Source organism: Mesorhizobium sp. P5_C1 (assembly GCF_054049815.1).
The window spans coordinates 1-18952 of the sequence record NZ_JBFULQ010000013.1 but is presented as its reverse complement, the minus strand read 5'-3'; the positions used below and the strand labels follow the sequence as shown (position 1 = coordinate 18952).

General features: G+C 62.7%; 16 protein-coding genes. 15 read left to right on the top strand and 1 reads right to left on the bottom strand.

What is annotated here, in order from left to right; translation table 11 throughout:
• The first annotated feature begins 122 nt into the window (after window positions 1-122).
• The 15 genes from ACXJ7R_RS02445 (at window position 123) to ACXJ7R_RS02375 (ending at window position 18038) form a co-directional block, all read left to right on the top strand.
• Entirely contained in the window at window positions 123-2612 is a 2490-nt protein-coding gene (locus tag ACXJ7R_RS02445; protein WP_457150420.1) for a mechanosensitive ion channel family protein, read from the top strand.
• A gap of 176 nt (window positions 2613-2788) precedes the next feature.
• Entirely contained in the window at window positions 2789-3052 is a 264-nt protein-coding gene (locus tag ACXJ7R_RS02440) for a hypothetical protein (RefSeq protein WP_167392187.1), read from the top strand.
• Between the two features lie 227 nt (window positions 3053-3279).
• Window positions 3280-4713, top strand: coding sequence for a UbiA family prenyltransferase (locus ACXJ7R_RS02435; protein ID WP_457150419.1), 1434 nt, complete (start codon window positions 3280-3282; stop codon window positions 4711-4713).
• Window positions 4714-4716: 3 nt separating this feature from the next.
• Entirely contained in the window at window positions 4717-6066 is a 1350-nt protein-coding gene (locus tag ACXJ7R_RS02430) for an FAD-binding oxidoreductase (protein ID WP_457150418.1), read from the top strand.
• Between the two features lie 124 nt (window positions 6067-6190).
• Complete coding sequence (locus ACXJ7R_RS02425) at window positions 6191-6622, top strand: EamA family transporter (RefSeq protein ID WP_457150417.1); 432 nt, start codon at window positions 6191-6193, stop codon at window positions 6620-6622.
• Window positions 6619-7626: an NAD-dependent epimerase/dehydratase family protein gene (locus tag ACXJ7R_RS02420; RefSeq protein WP_457150416.1), complete on the top strand. Its 1008-nt coding sequence runs from the start codon at window positions 6619-6621 to the stop codon at window positions 7624-7626. Before ACXJ7R_RS02425 ends, ACXJ7R_RS02420 begins: the two co-directional genes overlap by 4 nt.
• A gap of 104 nt (window positions 7627-7730) precedes the next feature.
• Complete coding sequence (locus ACXJ7R_RS02415; RefSeq protein WP_457150428.1) at window positions 7731-9161, top strand: aspartate aminotransferase family protein; 1431 nt, start codon at window positions 7731-7733, stop codon at window positions 9159-9161.
• Window positions 9162-9184: 23 nt separating this feature from the next.
• Window positions 9185-10417: a hypothetical protein gene (locus ACXJ7R_RS02410; RefSeq protein WP_457150415.1), complete on the top strand. Its 1233-nt coding sequence runs from the start codon at window positions 9185-9187 to the stop codon at window positions 10415-10417.
• On the top strand, window positions 10414-11172 hold the full coding sequence (locus ACXJ7R_RS02405; RefSeq protein WP_457150414.1) for an FkbM family methyltransferase: 759 nt from the start codon (window positions 10414-10416) through the stop codon (window positions 11170-11172). The genes ACXJ7R_RS02410 and ACXJ7R_RS02405 overlap by 4 nt, the downstream gene beginning before the upstream one ends.
• A 161-nt stretch (window positions 11173-11333) precedes the next feature.
• Window positions 11334-13895, top strand: a complete 2562-nt coding sequence (locus tag ACXJ7R_RS02400) for a GcvT family protein (protein ID WP_457150413.1) — start codon at window positions 11334-11336, stop codon at window positions 13893-13895.
• 94 nt (window positions 13896-13989) lie between these two features.
• Window positions 13990-14838: a DUF1194 domain-containing protein gene (locus tag ACXJ7R_RS02395; RefSeq protein WP_457150412.1), complete on the top strand. Its 849-nt coding sequence runs from the start codon at window positions 13990-13992 to the stop codon at window positions 14836-14838.
• An 89-nt stretch (window positions 14839-14927) separates the two neighbouring features.
• Window positions 14928-15272 (top strand): peptidase inhibitor family I36 protein, encoded by a 345-nt coding sequence (locus tag ACXJ7R_RS02390; protein ID WP_095087330.1) that lies wholly within the window; start codon window positions 14928-14930, stop codon window positions 15270-15272.
• A 163-nt stretch (window positions 15273-15435) separates the two neighbouring features.
• Window positions 15436-16386 carry an ABC transporter substrate-binding protein gene (locus ACXJ7R_RS02385; RefSeq protein ID WP_457150411.1) on the top strand — a complete coding sequence of 317 codons (951 nt, stop codon included), beginning with the start codon at window positions 15436-15438 and terminating at the stop codon, window positions 16384-16386.
• Between the two features lie 90 nt (window positions 16387-16476).
• Window positions 16477-17250: an ABC transporter permease gene (locus ACXJ7R_RS02380; protein ID WP_457150410.1), complete on the top strand. Its 774-nt coding sequence runs from the start codon at window positions 16477-16479 to the stop codon at window positions 17248-17250.
• Complete coding sequence (locus tag ACXJ7R_RS02375; protein ID WP_457150409.1) at window positions 17247-18038, top strand: ABC transporter ATP-binding protein; 792 nt, start codon at window positions 17247-17249, stop codon at window positions 18036-18038. The genes ACXJ7R_RS02380 and ACXJ7R_RS02375 overlap by 4 nt, the downstream gene beginning before the upstream one ends.
• A gap of 19 nt (window positions 18039-18057) precedes the next feature.
• On the opposite strand, the gene ACXJ7R_RS02370 is transcribed toward ACXJ7R_RS02375, so the two are convergent.
• Window positions 18058-18952: GlxA family transcriptional regulator (locus ACXJ7R_RS02370; RefSeq protein ID WP_457150408.1), on the bottom strand; the 895-nt coding region annotated here is incomplete at its 5' end.

Here is an 18952-nt window from a genome sequence, read left to right as displayed (position 1 = left end):
GCCGACGCCCGCGATCGGATCAGTGGAGCGATCGGATGCGACGGCTTGCCCCATGATATGGCCGTCTTTATCAATGACAGGCTTTTTAGATGCCTTTGCCGCTCGTGAGTCGCCAACAAATCATGCTTTTCCGGTTGCTTCGCCTCATTTTGATCCTCGCGCTTGTTGTTTCGGCGCCGCCTTCGTTTGATGCGATGGCGCAAGCGCTCGGTCAGGGCGCTGCCGGATTGATCACCGATCAGCAGAAAGTCATCCAGGGCCTGACGGCCAAGACTGACGACCTCGAGAAGAAAATACAGCAGGACGGTGAGGACGATGCCTCACTCGTCGATATTCGTCTGCAACTGGAGGACGTGTCGCGTGCGGCACTTACCAGTGCGCTGGCGTTTCGTTCGCGCCTCACCGACATCAACAATCGGATCGAGGTGCTGGGCCCGCCACCCGCGGCGGGGCAGCCACAGGAGCCCGACATAGTTACAGGCGAACGCCAGGCGTTGGCGTCGGAAAAGGCCGAGATCAACGCAGTTGTCGCCAGCGCGCAGAACCTGTCGATCCGCATCAGCGGGCTGGTCGACAACATCGGCAACATGCGCAGCGCGCTGTTCCGCAACCTTTTGACCAAGCGCTACGTGCTGTCCGATGCCCTGAGCCCTGAGGTCTTCTCCGACGCCCATGACGAATACGCCAACCTGTACAAGGCGGTGTCGTCCTGGCTGATCTTCGCTTTCAAGTTCAAGTTTAAGGCCATCCTGGCAGCGACCTTCGTGGCGCTCGGACTGGCGCTGGTGCTGCTGGTCGGGGGCAGGCGGCTGTTCGGGCGGGTCTTCGAAGCCGACCCGACGGTCGAGCAACCGTCCTATCTCAGCCGTCTATCGGTGGCGTTCTGGTCGACTTTGCTGCCGTCACTGGCGGTCAGCGTATTCCTGGCCTCCACGGTGTTCTTATTCAACTATTACAATGTGTTGCGTGGCGACATCGGGGTCTTCCTGAACGCGCTGGCGGCTGTCATCGCTGTGGTGTTCGGCGTCAACCGGCTGACCAATGCGGCGCTCGAGCCGCGGCTGCCGAACTGGCGGCTCATTCCCGTCGAAACCGGCCCGGCGCGCTGGTTGGTGCGGCTGACGACCGCCATGGCAGTGGTCATCGGCGTCAACTATTTCCTGTCGATCGTCAACGACAAGATGGGCTCGCCGCTGTCGCTGACCATTGCCCGCAGTTTCGGCGCCACGATCATCTTTGGCGTGATCCTGATCCTGATGGCGATGCTGCGGCCGTTCAGGGCGCGTGACGGAAGCTGGCGGCCGTGGCCGGCATGGCTGCGCTACATGGCGCTCGCACTCGGTTTGTTCACCATCGCTGCGGCCTTGCTCGGCTATATTGGCCTTGCCATCTTTGTCTCGGTGCAAGTGTTGGTCACCGGCACCATCCTCATCACTTCCTATATCGGCTTCCTGTCGGCGCGGGCGATCGGCGAGGAGGGCGCTTTCGCCGACACGTCCGTTGGGCGCTGGCTGTCGGCCAATTCGAGCTACGATGACGCCGCCCTCGATCAACTCGGCCTCGCCGTCAGCGTCGCCATCAACTTGATGATCGTGCTGGTCTTCCTGCCGCTGATCCTGTTGATGTGGGGTTTCCAGCCCGGCGACATCGAGGCCTGGGCCTACAGGCTGGCAACCGGGATCACCGTCGGTTCGGTGACGATTTCGGTCACCGGCATCCTTTCCGGCATCGTCGTCTTCATCATCGGCTATTTCCTGACGCGCTGGTTCCAGGGCTGGCTCGACGGTTCGGTGATGGCGCGCGGCAAGGTCGATACCGGAGTGCGCAACTCGATCCGGCTGGCGGTCGGCTACTCCGGTGTTGCGCTGGCGGCACTGGTCGGCATTTCGGCTGCGGGCATCGACCTGTCCAATCTAGCGCTGGTCGCCGGTGCCCTCTCTCTCGGCATCGGCTTTGGCCTGCAGAATGTGGTGTCCAATTTCGTCTCCGGCCTGATTCTTTTGGCCGAGCGGCCATTCAAGGTCGGCGACTGGATCGTCGCCGGCGATGTCAGCGGCACCGTCAAGAAGATCAGCGTGCGCGCCACCGAAATCGAGACGTTCCAGCGGCAGTCGGTGATCCTGCCCAATTCGAACCTGATCAACAACGCCGTCGGCAACTGGACGCATCGCAACAAGCTTGGCCGGGTCGACATCAAGGTCGGCGTCGCCTATGGCAGCGACGTCAAAAAGGTTCACGCCATCCTGACGGAGATCGCACGCGGCCACCCGATGGTGCTGAAGAATCCGGAACCTTTCGTGCTGTTTTCCAATTTCGGCGCGGCAGCACTGGAATTCGAGATCCGCGTGTTCCTGGCCGATGTGATGAACGGCAATATCGCGCAGAACGACATCCGTTTTGCCGTGCTCGAGAAATTCAGCGGCGAGCATATCGAGATTCCCTCGACGCCACGCGCCGTCGTCGAGGTCCGCAAGCCAGAGGCCTGGCCGACCGACGACGACAAGATCGAGGCCGACTTCGTCGAACAGGAGCAGGCCAAGGTGGAAGCCGCGGCCGAAGCAAAAAAGCTCGCCAAGACGGGACGCAAGGCGCGCAAGCCCGATCCGGACTAGGCGTGTAGTCAGTCAACTGCCCCTTTAACGGGTGCGCTCGCAACCGGGCAAAGCCAATTGCGGCATGAATGCGGCATTCAGTTGCGGTTCAGCTTCCATCTCATATAAGCTCCCATGCAAAGGCGAAAATGCCTTGCGAAATGCAACAGAGGCGGTGGGAACACCGATATTGCAACATGTGGAAGTCTCTCGTCGCTGCCGTCGCTTTGGCCGCCGCCATCGGCTCGACCCATGCCGCCAGCGCGGTCAACAAGGACGCCGAGACCCGCACGCTGATCGTGACGGAGGGCGGCAGCAAATCAGACCTTGCGCTGGCCGCTGGCGAAACCGTTGAATTCTGCCCGAACGGTTGCTTCGTCACCTTGCCCAATGGCGATCTCGAAGCCCTGACCGGCTCGGAAACGGTCGAGATCTCGGGCGGCGTTGCCCGCATCAAGTAATCCCGACGGCATGACAGGAAAGGCCGGGCATTTGCCCGGCCTTTTATTGTTTTCGGTAGCGTTTGCTTAACAATGACGCCGGAAATACCGCCGCGACAACCGCCTGCATCCGGGCGTTTTAACGTTCGCTATGCCGTTCCCGGCTATACCAGCTTCAAGACGCCGAAACGCGGCGCGCAACGAGGCTCCGGCTTTCCGGATCATACGCTGGCAGGGCAGGACGGGTTATGGATGCGAGGTCGGACAGGAACGCAATACCGTTTGCGGTCGATCTCGACGGCACGCTGATTGCTACCGACCTGTTGTGGGAAGGACTGTTCATCCTTCTCAAGAAGAACCCGCTCTATATATTCCTCGTGCCTTTCTGGGCCGCCCGCGGGCCGGCCCGGTTGAAGCAGGCGATTGCCCAGCACATCGACATCGATCCGGCATCGCTGCCTTATCGCGAGGCGTTGCTCTGCCGCCTCCGGACCGAGCACGCGGAAGGCCGCAAGATCGTGCTGGCGACCGGCACGCCGCGCAAATTCGCAGACGCCATCGCTGCCCATCTCGGCATTTTCGACCGGGTGCTGGCTACCGACGGTTTCGACAATCTCACCTCCGGCAAGAAGCGCGCCTCACTGATCGCAGCCTATGGCGACGGTGGCTTCGATTATGCCGGCAACAGCCGCCACGACCTCCAGGTCTTCGACGCCGCGCGCACGGCAATCGTGGTGGCGCCCGACCGTCATGCCGCGCGCTGGCAGGCAGCACATGGCGCCGAGACGATGCCGACGCCCAAGCCGACACTGCGGACCGTCGTCAAGATGTTGCGCGTGCATCAGTGGCTCAAGAACTCGCTGATCGCCGTGCCAATGGTGCTGTCGCATGAATATTTCAACACCTCCATGATCTGGCAATGCCTGCTGGCATTCGTCTCGTTCAGCGCGGTGGCGTCGGCGATCTACATCCTCAACGATTTCTTCGACCTTGCGCTCGACCGCAAGCACGCCACCAAGCGCAACCGGCCGTTCGCCAGCGGCGCGCTGTCGATCCCGTTCGGCCTTGGCGCGATCGCGGTGCTGCTGGCGATCGGCATCGCCACCGGATTGCTGTTGTCGCCCGAATTCCTGGCCGTGCTTGGCGGCTACATGGTGGTCACGACGGCCTATTCGCTGTCGTTCAAGCGCATGCTGCTTGTCGACGTGCTGACGCTTGCAGGCCTCTACACGATCCGCGTCCTGGCGGGTGCGGCCGCGACCGGCGTCGACGTCTCGTTCTGGCTGCTCGCCTTCTCGATCTTCTTCTTTCTGTCGCTGGCACTGGTGAAGCGCTTCGTCGAACTTCGCACCACAGCCATTCCGCCCGGCGAGCGCATTGCCGGCCGTGGCTATCGCACCGAAGACCAGGAGATCGTCGCCCAGGCCGGAATGGCTTCGGCCTTCTCCTCGGCGCTGGTGCTGGCGCTCTACATGGACAGCGTCGCCGTGCGCGAGCTTTATCCGCATCCGTGGCTGATCTGGCCGCTGGCGCCAATCGTGCTTTATCTCACCATGCGCGTCTGGATCCTGGCGCGCCGCGACGAGATGCATGACGACCCGGTCGTCTTCATCATCCGCGACTGGCGCAGCCAGATCGTGGTGCTGATCGGCGCGGTAATGCTGGTCATCGGAGGCTGGTAAAGGATGGCCGACCGCTTCCAGAGCTTTGGCCTTGCCACGCCGCCGGCACCACGCGCGATCGGTGCCGACGATGGCATTGCGCTGCTGAAGGGCGGCCAGGCCAAGCCGGCGTCGCTGCTCGCCTATGGCAACGGCCGTTCCTACGGCGATTCCTGCCAGAACGAGGCCGGCACGGTCGTCGACATGCGGTCTTTGAACAGCATCCGCGCCTTCAATGCCGAGACAGGCCTTCTTGAAGCCGATGCCGGCGTGCTGTTATCCGACATCATCGCACACGCTGCCCCTTACGGCTTCTTCCCGGCGGTTGTTCCAGGCACCCAATTCGTCACGCTCGGCGGCGCCATCGCCAATGATGTGCATGGCAAGAACCATCATCGGCGCGGCACCTTCGGCTGCCATGTCGAGACCTTGACGCTGCTCAGGTCCGACGGAAAGAGCCGTCGCTGTTCGGCGACCGACAATGCGCGGCTGTTTCGGGCGACGATCGGCGGAATGGGGCTGACCGGCCTCATCCTGTCGGCCTCGATCCGGCTGATGCGGGTGCCTTCGCTCGACATCGTCGAGACGGCGACGCCGTTTCGCGATCTAGGCGAATTTTTCGGTTTGGCCGAGGCGGCCGACGAGGCCAATGAGTACGCGGTCGCTTGGATCGACCAACTGGCCGGTGGCCGCAACAGTGGTCGCGGCCTGCTGTTTACCGGCAATCACGCCGAGCACGGCTCGCATGCCGCCGCGCGCGCCGGCGGCACGCTATCGGTGCCGGTCCAGCCGCCTTTCAATGTCCTTAACCGGCCGTTCCTGACCGCCTTCAATGGCGCATACAGGTGGAAGAAGGGCCGGTCCGCGGCGCCGCGCCAGGTCGGATACCAGGGCTTCTTCTTTCCGCTTGATGGCGTGCGCGACTGGAACCGGCTTTACGGACCGAAAGGGCTTTTCCAGCACCAGAGCGTGGTCCCTGAAGAGACGGCGCACGAGGCGGTGCCGGCGCTGCTGGCGGCTGCAAGGCTGGCCGGGCAGGGTTCGTTCCTCACCGTGCTGAAGCGGTTCGGCTCGATCCGCTCGCCAGCGCTGCTGTCGTTCCCGCGTCCCGGCTATACGATGACGCTGGATTTCCCCAACAGAGGGGCGGCAACGCTTGCGCTGCTAAGGCAACTCGACCGCATCACCGTCGAGGCCGGCGGCGCGGTCAACCCCTATAAGGATGCCCGCATGGGCGCCGACATCTTCGCTTCGTCCTTTCCCGAATGGCAGCGGCTGGAGGCGTTGCGCGATCCCGCCTTCATGTCGTCATTCTGGGCTCGGACGGCAAGGAAACTCGATGCGCGACGCGGCACGGTCGAGGCGGCGGAATAGATAAAACTTGAGTAATTCTTGGTTATCGAATCATTAAATTGACGATTCACTCAAAACATTCTCGTGGCTTCACGAAATGTTTGCGGGTTTGTAATAGGAAGCGTGAAGGGGTGGTTGGGAACACATGAAATACATCGTCTTCATTCTCTTTACGGTCATGACCAATGCCGCTGCGCAGCTGATGCTGAAGCAAGGCATGATGTCGCTCGGGCCGATCTCGTTCGAGGGCGTCAATCCCCTGGTCAAGCTGTTGCAGATCGTCTTCARCCCCTGGGTGTTCCTGGGCCTATGCACCTTCGTCATCTCGATGGCCTCGCACCTCTATGTGCTGTCCAAGGTCGAGCTTTCCTTCGCCTATCCGTTCCTCAGCCTCGCCTATGTCGCCGTCGCCATCTTCGCGTATTTCGTCTTCCGCGAGGATCTCAATGGCTGGCGCATCGCCGGCATCGCCTGCATCTGCGTCGGCACGGTGCTGATCGCGCAAAGCGGGCGCGGGCATGAGGCGCAAACGGCTTCGCTTTCTTCCGACAAGATTCACAGCGAGACTATCCAATGAGACATGTGATTTTCGGTGGCGACGGTTTCGTCGGTCGCCATCTTGCCCCGAAGCTTGTCGCCGATGGTGAAGAGGTTGTCGTCGCCGACATCGTCAGGAGCGACCTGCCGCATTACCGCAATGTCCGCTTTATCAAGTGCGATGTCACCGATCCGGCCTCGGTCGCCGCGGTTGGGCTGAAGGCCGACGACATGGTCTACAATTTCTCGGCCAAGATGCTGTCGCCGATCCAGGTTCGCGCCAAGCGGCATGATTTCTTCTTCCCGGTCAATTTCCATGGCACCGAGCACATCATGCAGGCGATGGACAAGGCCGGCGCAGCCAAGCTCGTCCACTACACGACCGACATGATTTACGGCCACACGGTCACCCAGCCGATGACGGAGGAGCATCCGGTCGCGCCGCTTGGCGAATATGGCTGGTCGAAACAGAAGACCGAGGAACTGGCTGCCGAATGGCGCAAGCGTGGCATGTCGATCTCGCTGTTCCGCCCGCGCCTGATCATCGGCCCCGGCCGGCTCGGCATTCTGGAAAAACTGTTCAAGCTGATCGACTGGAGCTTTCCGGTGCCGATGATCGGTTCGGGCAGAAACCCCTATCAGTTCATCTCGGTCTTCGACTGCGCCGAGGCGGCGCGCGCCGCCTGGAAGGCCGGGGTGCCTGATGAGGCCTATAATCTGGGCTCGCTCAACCCGCCGCCGGTCAAGAAACTGCTCGGCGACCTGATCAGGCATGCGGGTTCTAAATCGATCCTGATCCCGACGCCGGGCTGGGCGGTGAAGCGCACGCTCGACCTGCTCGACCTGATGAACATGCCGATCATGGATCCGGAGCAATATCTGATCGCCGACGAAGAGTGCGTGCTCGATGTCTCCAAGGCAGAACGCCAGCTCGGCTGGGTGCCGCAATATCGCGACGAGGACATGCTGATCGCCGCCTACAGCGAGTACCGCGCCAAGAAGGCCGGTCACGCTGTCGCCACCAAACATGTGCCGGCCGAATAGCGGCTCGCAAAACAGTTTTCGTTGCGCACGATCCCGGTCATGCGCGCAGACAGGAGATTGAAATGACCGTCATGGCCAAGCCCGAACAGACGAGCGCGCGCACCATGGTCAGCGCGCCGGCGCTGTCGCCCGCCACCATCGCCAAGCCCGACCTGATCAGCGTCGAGCAGGCCAAGGCGATGGACGTCGCTGTGATGACTGACCTGTTCAAGGCGCACCTCAATCCCGGCCAGCTGCATTTCATGAAGCTGCTCGGCTTCCACAAGATCAAGATCGAGCGTGCCGAGGGCATGTTCTACATCGACCAGAACGGCCGCAAGATCCTCGATTTCTTCGGCGGCTTCGGTTCGCTGGCCTTCGGCCACAACCATCCGCGCATTCTGGAAGCACGGAAAAAATTCCAGGAGGAGAAGCGCCAGGAGATCGCCATCGCCTTCATGTCGCAATATGCGGCGGCCTTGGCGCACAACATCGCCAAATGCTCACCCGGCGATCTCGACATGGTGTTCCTCGGCTCGTCAGGCTCAGAGGCGATGGAAGCGGCGGTCAAGGTAGCCGAGCGCGCCGCCGGCCCGAAGCGACCGAAAATCGTCTATGCCGAGAATTCCTTCCACGGCAAGACCAAGGGCGTTCTGGGCATCACCGACGGCCAGCTTTATCGCGCCGACTTCAAGATGGCGGAGAATACGGTCCGCATCCCCTTTGCCGACATTGAAGCGGTCGAGCGCCTGTTCCGCTCCGACCCGGAGGTCGGCGTCATCGTGCTCGAAACCATCCAAGGCGGCGGCGGCATCATCCAGGCTCCGGCCGAATACTGGCAGAAGCTGCGCGCGCTCTGCGACCAATATGGCGTTCTGTGGGTCGCCGACGAAGTGCAGTGCGGCTATGGCCGCTCGGGCCGCTTCTACGCCTTCGAGCATTACGGCGTCATTCCTGACGTGACGGCGCTGGCCAAGTCGCTTGGTGCCGGCAAGGCGGCGGTCGGTGCGATGATTGCCCGGCGCGAGGTCTACATGAAGGCCTATGGCACGCCGAAGACGGCGATGATCCATGCGATGGCGACCTTCGGCGGCATGGGCGAGGCCTGCGTCACCTCGATCGAGGGGCTCAACGTGCTCTATGACGAGGGGCTGATCGACAACGCTGCGCTCACCGGCGATTACCTGCTGCAGCGGCTACAGGCGCTCAAGGACAAATATCCCAAGATCATCAAGGACGTRCGCGGCAAGGGCTTCATGGTCGGCCTGGAGTTCCACGACTTCTCGCAGACCTTGCCGATGGTGCTGCGGCCGATCGTCAGCGTGCTCGACGACAAGCTGAAAGGCTCGCTGTCGGGCTTCATCGGCGCGCTCTTGCTGCGTGACTATGACGTGCTTGTCGCCTTCACCGAATACAATCGCAACGTCATCCGGCTCGAACCGCCGCTGATCTGCCAGCCCGAGCATGTCGACCGTTTCGTCGATGCCTTCGACAGCCTGCTGTCGCGCGGCATCGTGTCGATCGTCAAGGATTTCGTCAAAAGCCAAGTCCGTTAAAGCGAAGGTCGCTGAGCAAAATCATGCTGACCAAGTCTCCCGCTGAGAAAAACCCACTCGACAGGCTCACCGAGGCCGGCCTGACGTGGGGCGAGGGGACCTATGCGCGTTTGGCGGCACCTATCGGCGCGGCGGCTTTCGCGCTCTACATCCTGCTGACGGCGTTCACGGCATGGGTGATGCCGGACGCCAACTGGGACATGCTGCCCTATCTCGCTATCGCCGAGGAAGGCACCTATCCCGATGCGCAGGCGCTGCACGACTATGCCTACAGCACCGTCAAGGCCGGCGTGTCGGCGGGCGACTACAAGACGCTGACCGACGATGGCGGCCGCTTCCGCAGCCATATGGCGGAGAATGCCGCCGACTTCCATTCGCTGCTCGGCATGTATCGGATCAAGTTCCTCTATGCCGAGATCCTGCCGACGATGAGTTCGGCGATGTCGCCGGTGGAGGCTATGCGGCTGGTCTCGGTGTTGTCCGTGCTGTTGTTCGGCGCGATCGCGCTGCTCTGGCTGCGCTCGGAGCATGCACTGGCGCTGGCGCCTGTGGTCGGCGCGGTGCTGATCATGGCCGACTTCGGCGGCGCGGCGCGTGCCTCGACGCCTGACCTGTTGTGCTCGGCGCTGTTCCTCGGCGGGCTTTACGCCTATGTCCGCGGCCGCGAGGCGGCAACGGCGATCCTGCTCTTCCTTGCCTTCATGGCGCGGCCGGACAATATTGTTTTCCTTGCCATTTTCGCTGTGTTGCTGGTCGTTTTCCGGCAGAAGGCATGGGGCGCGCTAGCCGGCTTCGCGGTGTCCTTCGTCGCCTATTTCGCCATTTCGCACTGGGCCCATCACCCCGGCTGGTGGCCACATCTGTGGTTCTCCAGCATCGAGCAGCACTACAATATGGACGGGTTCGAGCCGCCGTTCTCGATCGCGGCTTATCTGCGGGCGTTCGCCACGTCGCTGCTGCGCGCCGTCAGCCTGAACAGCTGGGTCGGCGTGTCGGTGCTGGCTTTGGCCGGCTGGTATGCGGCAAGCCGCGCCGGCTTTCGCCTCGAGCGTCGCGCCGGCATCCTGTTTGCGGCGCTGGTGCTCGGCGTGCTGGCGAAATTTGCCGTGTTCCCGATCCACGACACTCGCATCTATTTCCCCAATCTGATCCCGCCGTTCCTGCTGCTGGCGACGCCGCTGATGGCGCTGTGGGCAACAGCGGCCCGTGGCCAGCATCGCGCGGCCCTGCACGTCCTTCCCGGAGACAAGTCATGAGTTCAGTATCCAACCTGGCGCGTGTTGCCCTGTCGCTTGGTCTTCCCGGTGGACTTCTCGATCGCGGGCCGTCGCTACGCGGCACGAAATTCCTGGCCAAGGCGGCGCTGAAAGCGCGCTTCGGCGGATCAGGGCGCCCGTTCCAGATGGTCAATGTCGGCGCCTGCGACGGCGCGTTGTTCGATGACGTCACGCCGTGGCTGCACCGCATAGCTGGTGCCCGCGCCATGCTGGTCGAGCCGATCCCGTACAATCAGAAGCGGCTGCGCGCCAACTATCCCGACACGAGCCGGTTCATCATCGAGCCGGTGGCTGTTACCAAGACGAAGGGCACGATCACCGTCCACACCTTCGATGCCGCCGCACTCGAGGCCGGCACGTTGCCGATCGAGTTCATCGGCTGCTCGTCGGTGACCGACACCAATCTGATGTCGGGCAAGAATGCCTGGGGCGAAGCCGACGCAAATTTCAACAAGTTCGCGCCGCATCTGAGAGATATCGAGGTGCCGTCGGAAACGCTGCAGACCCTGCTCGACCGCAACGGTATCAGCCATATCGATGCATTCCTCGTCGATTGCGAGGGCGCCGACTGGGTCGTCTTCGAACAACTCGACCTCAAGCGCTATCGCCCAGGCATGATCAAGGTCGAGGTCGGCGCGCTGCCGGCGGCCGAGATCGGCCAGGTCGTGGTCAAGCTGAAGACGTCAGGCTACCAGGTGGGCTTCCAGGCCGAGGACGTGTGGGCCTTCGCCTGAGCTGGCCTCTTTGCGGCCGAAAAGGAACCGGCCGATGCGTCCCACGTGGACCATTCGGTCGTCTGGTCGCTCGGCTTTTTGCCAATGTCGCAAACAGGCTTCATCAGCGCCACCGCTCCGCCCTATAGTCCGCCCGCTTTATCACTTTGGAGTCGCGGGCAATGGCAGAGTTTCCGAAAAAGGCGAAGGTCGTCATCGTTGGCCTGGGCGGCATTGTCGGTGCATCGATCGCCCATCACCTGATCGAACGCGGCTGGGACGATATTGTCGGCATCGACAAGTCCGGCATCCCGACCGACATCGGCTCGACCGCGCATGCCTCCGACTTCTGCTACACCACCAGCCATGATTTCCTGTCGTGCTGGACGACGCTGTACTCCATCGATTTCTACGAGAAGATGGGCCACTACGCGCGCATCGGCGGCCTCGAAGTGGCTCGCGTTGGCGACGACAGCCGCATGGACGAGATCAAGCGCAAGATCGCCTCGGCCAAGGCCTTTGGCACGCGCGCGCGCCTGATCGAACCGGCCGAGATCAAGGAAAAATTTCCGCTGATCGAAGAAGGCATGGTGCAGGGCGGCCTGTGGGATCCCGATGCCGGTCTTGTCATCCCGCGTTCGCAGACCGTCGCCGGCAAGCTGGTCGACCAGGCGGAAGCCTCCGGCAAGCTCAAATCCTTCGCCAACACTCCGGCAAAGTCGTTCATCGTCAAAGACGGCCGCATCACCGGCGTGGTGACCGATCGCGGCACCATTGAGGCCGATTATGTCGTGGTCTGCGCCGGCATCTGGGGCCGGCTGATCGCGGAGATGGTCGGCGAGGATCTGCCGGTCATGCCGATCGACCATCCGCTCACCTTCTTCGGCCCGTACAACGAGTTCGCCGGCACCGGCAAGGAGATCGGCTGGCCGCTGCTGCGTGACCAGGGCAACTCGGCCTATATGCGTGACACCGGCGATCCCAAGACCGCCGAAGGCGGGCAGATCGAATGGGGCTATTACGAAGAGACCAATCCGCGCCTTTGCCATCCGCGCGACCTCTTGGAGAAGGACCAGGCCCGGCTTTCGCCTTCGCAGCGCGATCTCGACATGGAGCAGATCCTGGGACCGCTCGAACGCGCCATGGAGTTGACGCCGATCCTGGGCGAACTCGGCTACAACGAGAGCCATTCCTTCAACGGTCTCTTGCAGGTGACGGCGGATGGCGGCCCGTCGATGGGCGAAAGCCAGAAGGTGAGGGGCCTGTGGTATGCCGTCGCCATCTGGGTCAAGGACGGGCCTGGCATGGGCAAGCTGATCGCCGACTGGATGACAGACGGCCGCACGGCGATCGACCATCACGCCATCGACTATGCGCGTTTCTATCCGCACCAGACGAAGGAGCAGTTCATCTGGGACCGCTGTACCGAGACGGCGATGARGGTCTACAATCCGGCGGTGCATCCGCGCGAACCCTTCTCCAAGGCTCGCAACATCAGGCGCTCGCCGTTCTGGGAGCGCGAAAAGGAACTCGGCGGCTATTTCATGGAGCTCGGCGGCTGGGAGCGTGCCCATGGCTATGCCGCCAACGAGCATCTTCTGGAAAAATACGGCAACCGCGTGCCGGTGCGCGAGAACGAGTGGGACAACCGCCATTTCTGGCGCGTTTCCAACGCCGAACATCTCGCCATGAGCGAGGATTGCGGCATCGTCAACCTGTCGCACTTCTCGATGTATGACATCGAAGGGCCCGACCATGTAGCGTTGCTGGAATGGTTGTGCGCGGCCAAGATCGGCGGCGACAACAACATCGGCAAGGGCATCTACACCCACTTCCTCGACGAGGAAGGCATGGTGCGCGCCGACTTCACCGTCGTCCGCATGGCTGACCGCTGTCGTTTGATCGACGGGGCGGACGCCGGCCCGCGCGACTTCCAGTACATGCGCCGCACCGCGCAGGACAAAGGTTTCGACGTCACCATCACCGACGTGACCGAGAAATACGTCACCATCGGCATCTGGGGTCCGAATGCCCGGGCGACCTTGCAGAAGGTGGTTGAGAATCCGGACGGGCTCTCGCTTGAAAACTTCCCGTTCGCGGCGATCAAGCCGGTCCGGATCGGCGGCAAGGACGTCACCGCCTTCCGCATCTCCTATGTCGGCGAGCAGGGCTGGGAACTGCATATGCGCTACGAGGATGGTCTCGCCGTCTGGGACGCGCTGCGCTCGACCGGCGTGATGCCCTTTGGCGTCGAAACCTATGCCAACACGCGCCGCATGGAAAAGAGCCTGCGCCTGCAGAATGCCGACCTGCTGACCGAGTACAATCTGCTCGAAGCAGATCTAGCCCGTCCGAAGGTCAAGGAGAACGATTTCTGCGGCAAGGCCAGGCATGTCGAGTACCGCGCGCGCGAGCACCAGCCGGCCACGCTGTGCACGCTGGTGATGACCGAGAATGTCGATTCGAAAGGCGTTGCCCGCTATCCCGTCGGCACGATGCCGGTGATGGATCCGAAGACGGGCGAAACGCTGGTCGACGAACTCGGGCGCCGGTCGTTCACGACGTCGATGGCCTATGGTCCGACCATCGGCAAGAACATCGGCCTCGCCTATCTGCCGTGGGCGTTTGCCCAGGAAGGCCGCAAGCTCGCCATCGAGTATTTCGGTGAGACCTATCCGGTCGAAGTCGCGGCGGTCGGCTACAAGCCGCTCTATGACCCGGAAAACCTCAAGCCGCGCAGCTGAGCGCCGGCAAGCGCGAAACAGCGTGAACGCGAAGCCCGGCTCTTGGCCGGGCTTTTCACTTTTTAATCGGACGATTCTCGCTTACCCTTGCGGCATGTCTGCTTTTTCATGCGCGAGACATGTCTTGTCGGGCGGCGCCGCGATCGCAATGATGCTCTGGCTGACGCCGGTGTCCCTCGCGGATGAGCCGGTCGATGTCGAGCTGGTGCTGGCCGTCGATGTTTCCCTGTCGATGTCGCCCGATGAACTCGAGATCCAGCGGCACGGCTACGCAGCGGCGCTGACCCACGACAACGTGCTGCAGGCGATTGCCGACGGCGCTCATGGCAAGATCGCCGTCACCTATGTCGAGTGGGCCGGCACCACCTGGCAGCGCGTCATCGTGCCTTGGACGGTGATCGCCAATCGCGCCGATGCGGAGCGTGTGGTTGCGCAATTGTCGGCCCAGCCGCCCGGCAGCGCGCGGCGCACCTCGATCTCCGGCGCGCTTGAGTTCGGCAGCGATCTTTTTGCTGAAAGCGGCTACCAGGGAGACAAGCGGGTCATCGACATTTCGGGTGACGGCCCCAACAACCAGGGCGCGCCGGTCAACCTCACCCGCGACGGGCTGGTCAAGCAAGGCATCGTCATCAACGGACTGCCGCTGATGACCCGAGGCGGCTTTTCCGGCGCCTACGACGTCAACAATCTCGATCGCTACTACAGCGACTGTGTCATCGGCGGTCCTGGGGCCTTCATGATCCCGGTCAACGACTGGACGCAATTTCCCGAAGCCATACGCCGCAAGCTGGTGCTTGAGCTTGCCGGCCCGGCCTCACAGCAATGGGCGGCGGAAGAAGCCGCGCATCCGCCTGTCGTATTGGCGCAGGACGCGCCCGTCAGCGATTGCCTGGTCGGCGAGAAAATGTGGCGCAACCGCAGCTGGATGTTCGACAGCCGCTAGGCTTGCCTCTCCAACGGGAGCAATGGCAAACTGGCGAAGCCGCGCGATCGGGCGGCGGGGGCCGCGGTCAGAACCGAGGAAAACACCAGATGAAACGTCTTGCCATCCTGACTGCTGTCGCATCCGTGCTGTTTGCTGACGGCGCCAGCGCCCAATACAATGATGAGCCCGCCTGCATCATGTTCGAGCACGCAAATTTTCGCGGGCGGTCTATCGGCATGGGGTCCGACGATTCCGTGAATTTTCGCGGCGGTCAGTTCTGGAACGACCGCGTGTCGTCGGTGATCGTCCGCCGTGGTTGCACGCTCGTTGCCTATGAGGACTCGCGGATGGGCGGCCGTTCGATCGAGATCAGGCGCAGGGTCCGTAATTTCGGCGGCAGCGAATGGAACGACCGCATCTCGTCGGCGGAGTGTTATTGTAACGACTACTGAAGGCATGCCGGATTTCTGGCGGCTGATGCCGTTTTGGCGGCGGGCGGGCGATCCAGTGGGGCTATCGGCGCCGGCCCGCGTTGCACCTCACCATCCTGTTCATTGACAAGCCGATTGGCCTCTGTGACACAATTTCCGCAGAAAAAACAAAAGGGGAACCGACATGACCAGGATCGCCGTTCTTGCCGCAACATTGACACTTGCCGCCGGCTTGTCCGCACCGGCGATGGCTGCCACATCTGTCACCATCGGCATCAGCGGCTGGACCGGCTTCGCGCCGCTGACGCTTGCCAAGCAGGCAGGCCTGTTCGAGAAGCACGGCCTAAACGTGACCTTGAAGAAGGTGCCGCAAGCGAGCCGGCCGCTCGCCATCGCCAGCGGCGACCTGCAATGCGCCGCCACCACGGTCGAGACCTGGCTGGTCTGGAATGCCAGCGGCGTCACCACCAAGCAGATCTTCCAGCTCGACAAGTCCTATGGCGCCGACGGCATCGTCGTCCGTAACGACATCAAGACCGTCGCCGATCTCAAGGGCAAGAATGTCGCGTCCTCGGCACCCGGCACGTCGCCCTATTTCATGCTCGCCTGGGTGCTGAACAAGAACGGCATGTCGACCAAGGATGTGACCGTCGTCAATCTGGAGCCGGACGCGGCGGCGCAGGCCTTCCTCGCCGGCCAGAACGACGCCGCGGTCACCTATGAGCCGTTCATCTCGGCGGTGCGCGGCAAATCCGACCAGGGCCATATCCTGGCGACGACACTCGACTACCCGATGGTGCTCGACACGGTCGGCTGCACGCCCGAATTCCTCAAGGCCAATCCGGATGCCGCCAAGGCACTTGCCGACAGCTATTTCGAAGCGCTCGACCTGATCAATAGCGATCCGCAGAAATCCTACGAGATCATGGGCGCCGACGTGAAGCAGTCGGCCAAGGAGTTCGAGGATTCGGCGAAGTACCTGAAATGGGCCGACAAGGCCGAGAACAAGCAGTTCTTCACCAAGGAATTCCAGGACTTTTCCAAGACCGCCGGCGACCTTCTGCTGCAGATGGGGCTGATCAAGGAAGCGCCCGACGTCACCACGCTGGCCGACACCGGCGCGGTGTCGAACTGACAGTCCGGCCTTCGGCCATCTCGCGGCGGCGCTCAGCGCCGCCGTTTTCTCCTGGACAAGTGACGATTTGAAGATGGGGACGATTTGAAGATGCGCCCCTTGCATCCAATCTCGCCGGGCATCCGAACCGTGCTCGGCATTTCCTTCTTCGTGCTGTTCGTCGCCTTCTGGGCTTGGATCACGCTTGGCGGCCACGTCAATCGCATCTTCCTCGCCGATCCGCTGTCGATGCTGCGGGACGGCTGGCGGCTGCTGGTCGAGGATCGTTTCTGGCTCGACATATTGATCACCATCTGGCGCGTCTTCGGCGGTTTCCTGCTGGCCTCGGTCGTCGCGGTGCCGCTCGGTATTGCCATGGGCGCCTGGAAGCCGGTGGAGGCGTTCCTGGAGCCTTTCGTCTCCTTTGCCCGTTACCTGCCGGCCTCGGCTTTCATTCCGCTGCTCATCCTGTGGGCCGGCATTGGCGAACTGGAAAAACTGCTCGTCATCTTCGTCGGCTCGGTGTTCCAGATCATCCTGATCATCGCGGTCAAGGTCGGCAGCACGCGGCGCGACCTGGTCGAGGCTGCCTATACGCTGGGCTCCACCAACAACGGCATCGTCAGCCGTGTGATCATGCCGGCCAATGCGCCGGAGATCGCCGAGACGTTGCGGCTGGTGCTTGGCTGGGCTTGGACCTATGTCATCGTCGCCGAGCTGATCGGCTCGTCCTCCGGCATCGGCTACATGATCATCAACAGCCAGTCGCGGCTGGCGACGGGGCAGATCATCTTCGGCATCATCGTCATCGGGCTGATCGGACTGTTGTCCGATTTCGCTTTCAAGGCCTTCAACCGCTGGCTCTTTCCGTGGAGCCTGGCGTGAGCAAGCTTCTCATCGAGGGCGTTTCGCGAACGTTCGCCGGCGTGCGCGGCGGGGAGCCGGTCAAGGCGCTGATGCCGGTCGACCTTGCGGTCGCGGCCAACGACTTCATCACCATCCTCGGTCCATCGGGCTGCGGAAAGTCGACGCTGCTCAGAATTGTCGCCGGCCTGGAAGCACCAAGCCAAGGCCGCGTGCTGCTCGACGGCAAGGCGGTGACCCGTCCGGGGCCGGATCGCGGCATGGTCTTCCAGTCCTACACGCTGTTTCCCTGGCTGACGGTGGCCGAGAACATCGCCTTCGGCCTGCGCGAACGCGGCATGCCCGAAACGGAGCGTGACGGGCTCGTTGCTTCCTATGTCGATCTCGTCGGCCTGAAAGGGTTTGAGAACCACTGGCCGAAGCAGCTTTCCGGCGGTATGCAGCAGCGCACGGCGATCGCCCGCGCTTTGGCCAACGATCCCGAGATCCTGTTGCTCGACGAGCCGTTCGGCGCGCTCGACAATCAGACGCGCGGGTTGATGCAGGAGCTGCTGCTCGGCATCTGGGAGCGTCGCAAGAAAACGGTGCTGTTCGTCACCCACGACATCGAGGAGGCGATCTTCATGGCGTCACGCGTGATCGTGATGACGGCGCGGCCCGGCCGCATCAAGTCGGATGTCGCCATCGACCTGCCGCATCCGCGCCACTACACGCTGAAGACCAGCCCGGAATTCTCGGCGCTGAAGGCACGGCTGACCGAGGATATCCGCGTCGAGGCGATGCGCACGGCGCAGGCGCAGAGCGCCTAGGCAAACTTGATGTGCCGGCTCAGGCCGCCAGCAACTGCTTGCGGTCGACGCGCTCCTGCTGCGGCGAGCGGGCATAGAGCTCGCGATAGCATTTGGAGAAATGCGAGGCCGAGACGAAGCCGCAGGCGACCGCCACCTCGACCACGGGCATCGACGACTGGATCAGCAGATGCCTGGCGCGGTCGAGCCGGATTTCCAGATAGTAGCGGGCAGGGGAGCGTCCCATCTCGGTGCGGAACAGCCGCTCGATCTGGCGGCGCGACAGGTCGACATGGTCGGCGATCTCGATCAGCGACAGCGGCTCGGACAGGTTCGCCTCCATCAGTTCGATGATGGTCAGTACCTTCGAGTTCTGCACGCCGAGGCGGGCACGCAGCGGCAGGCGCTGGCGGTCGGTCGGGCTGCGCACGCGGTCGGTCAGCACCTGCTCGCAGACGCGGTTGACGAGGTTCTCGTCAAAATCGTCGCCGATCAGCTTCAGCATCATGTCGAGTGCCGCGGTGCCGCCGGCGCAGGTGTAGATGTTCTGGTCGATCTCGAAAAGGTCGGCAAAGACATTGGCCTTCGGAAAAGCCTCGGAAAAGCCCGGCAGGTTCTCCCAGTGGATGGCGCAGCGCTTGTTGGACAGCAGTCCTGCAGCGGCAAGGATATGCGCGCCCGTGCACAGGCCGCCGACGGCGACGCCGCGATTGTACTCCTCGCGCAGCCAAGCGAAGGCCGACTTGTTCTGATAGCGCTCGACATTGACGCCGCTGCAGACGATGGCCATGTTCGGCCGGTCAGGGCCCGCCATCTTCTTGCGCTCTTCCTCCAGCGACGTGTTGACCGCGCATTCGACCCCGTTCGAGGCGCGCACCGGCTTGCCGTCGATGCTGGCGAGGCGCCAGCGATAGGCCTCATAGCCAAGCATGCGG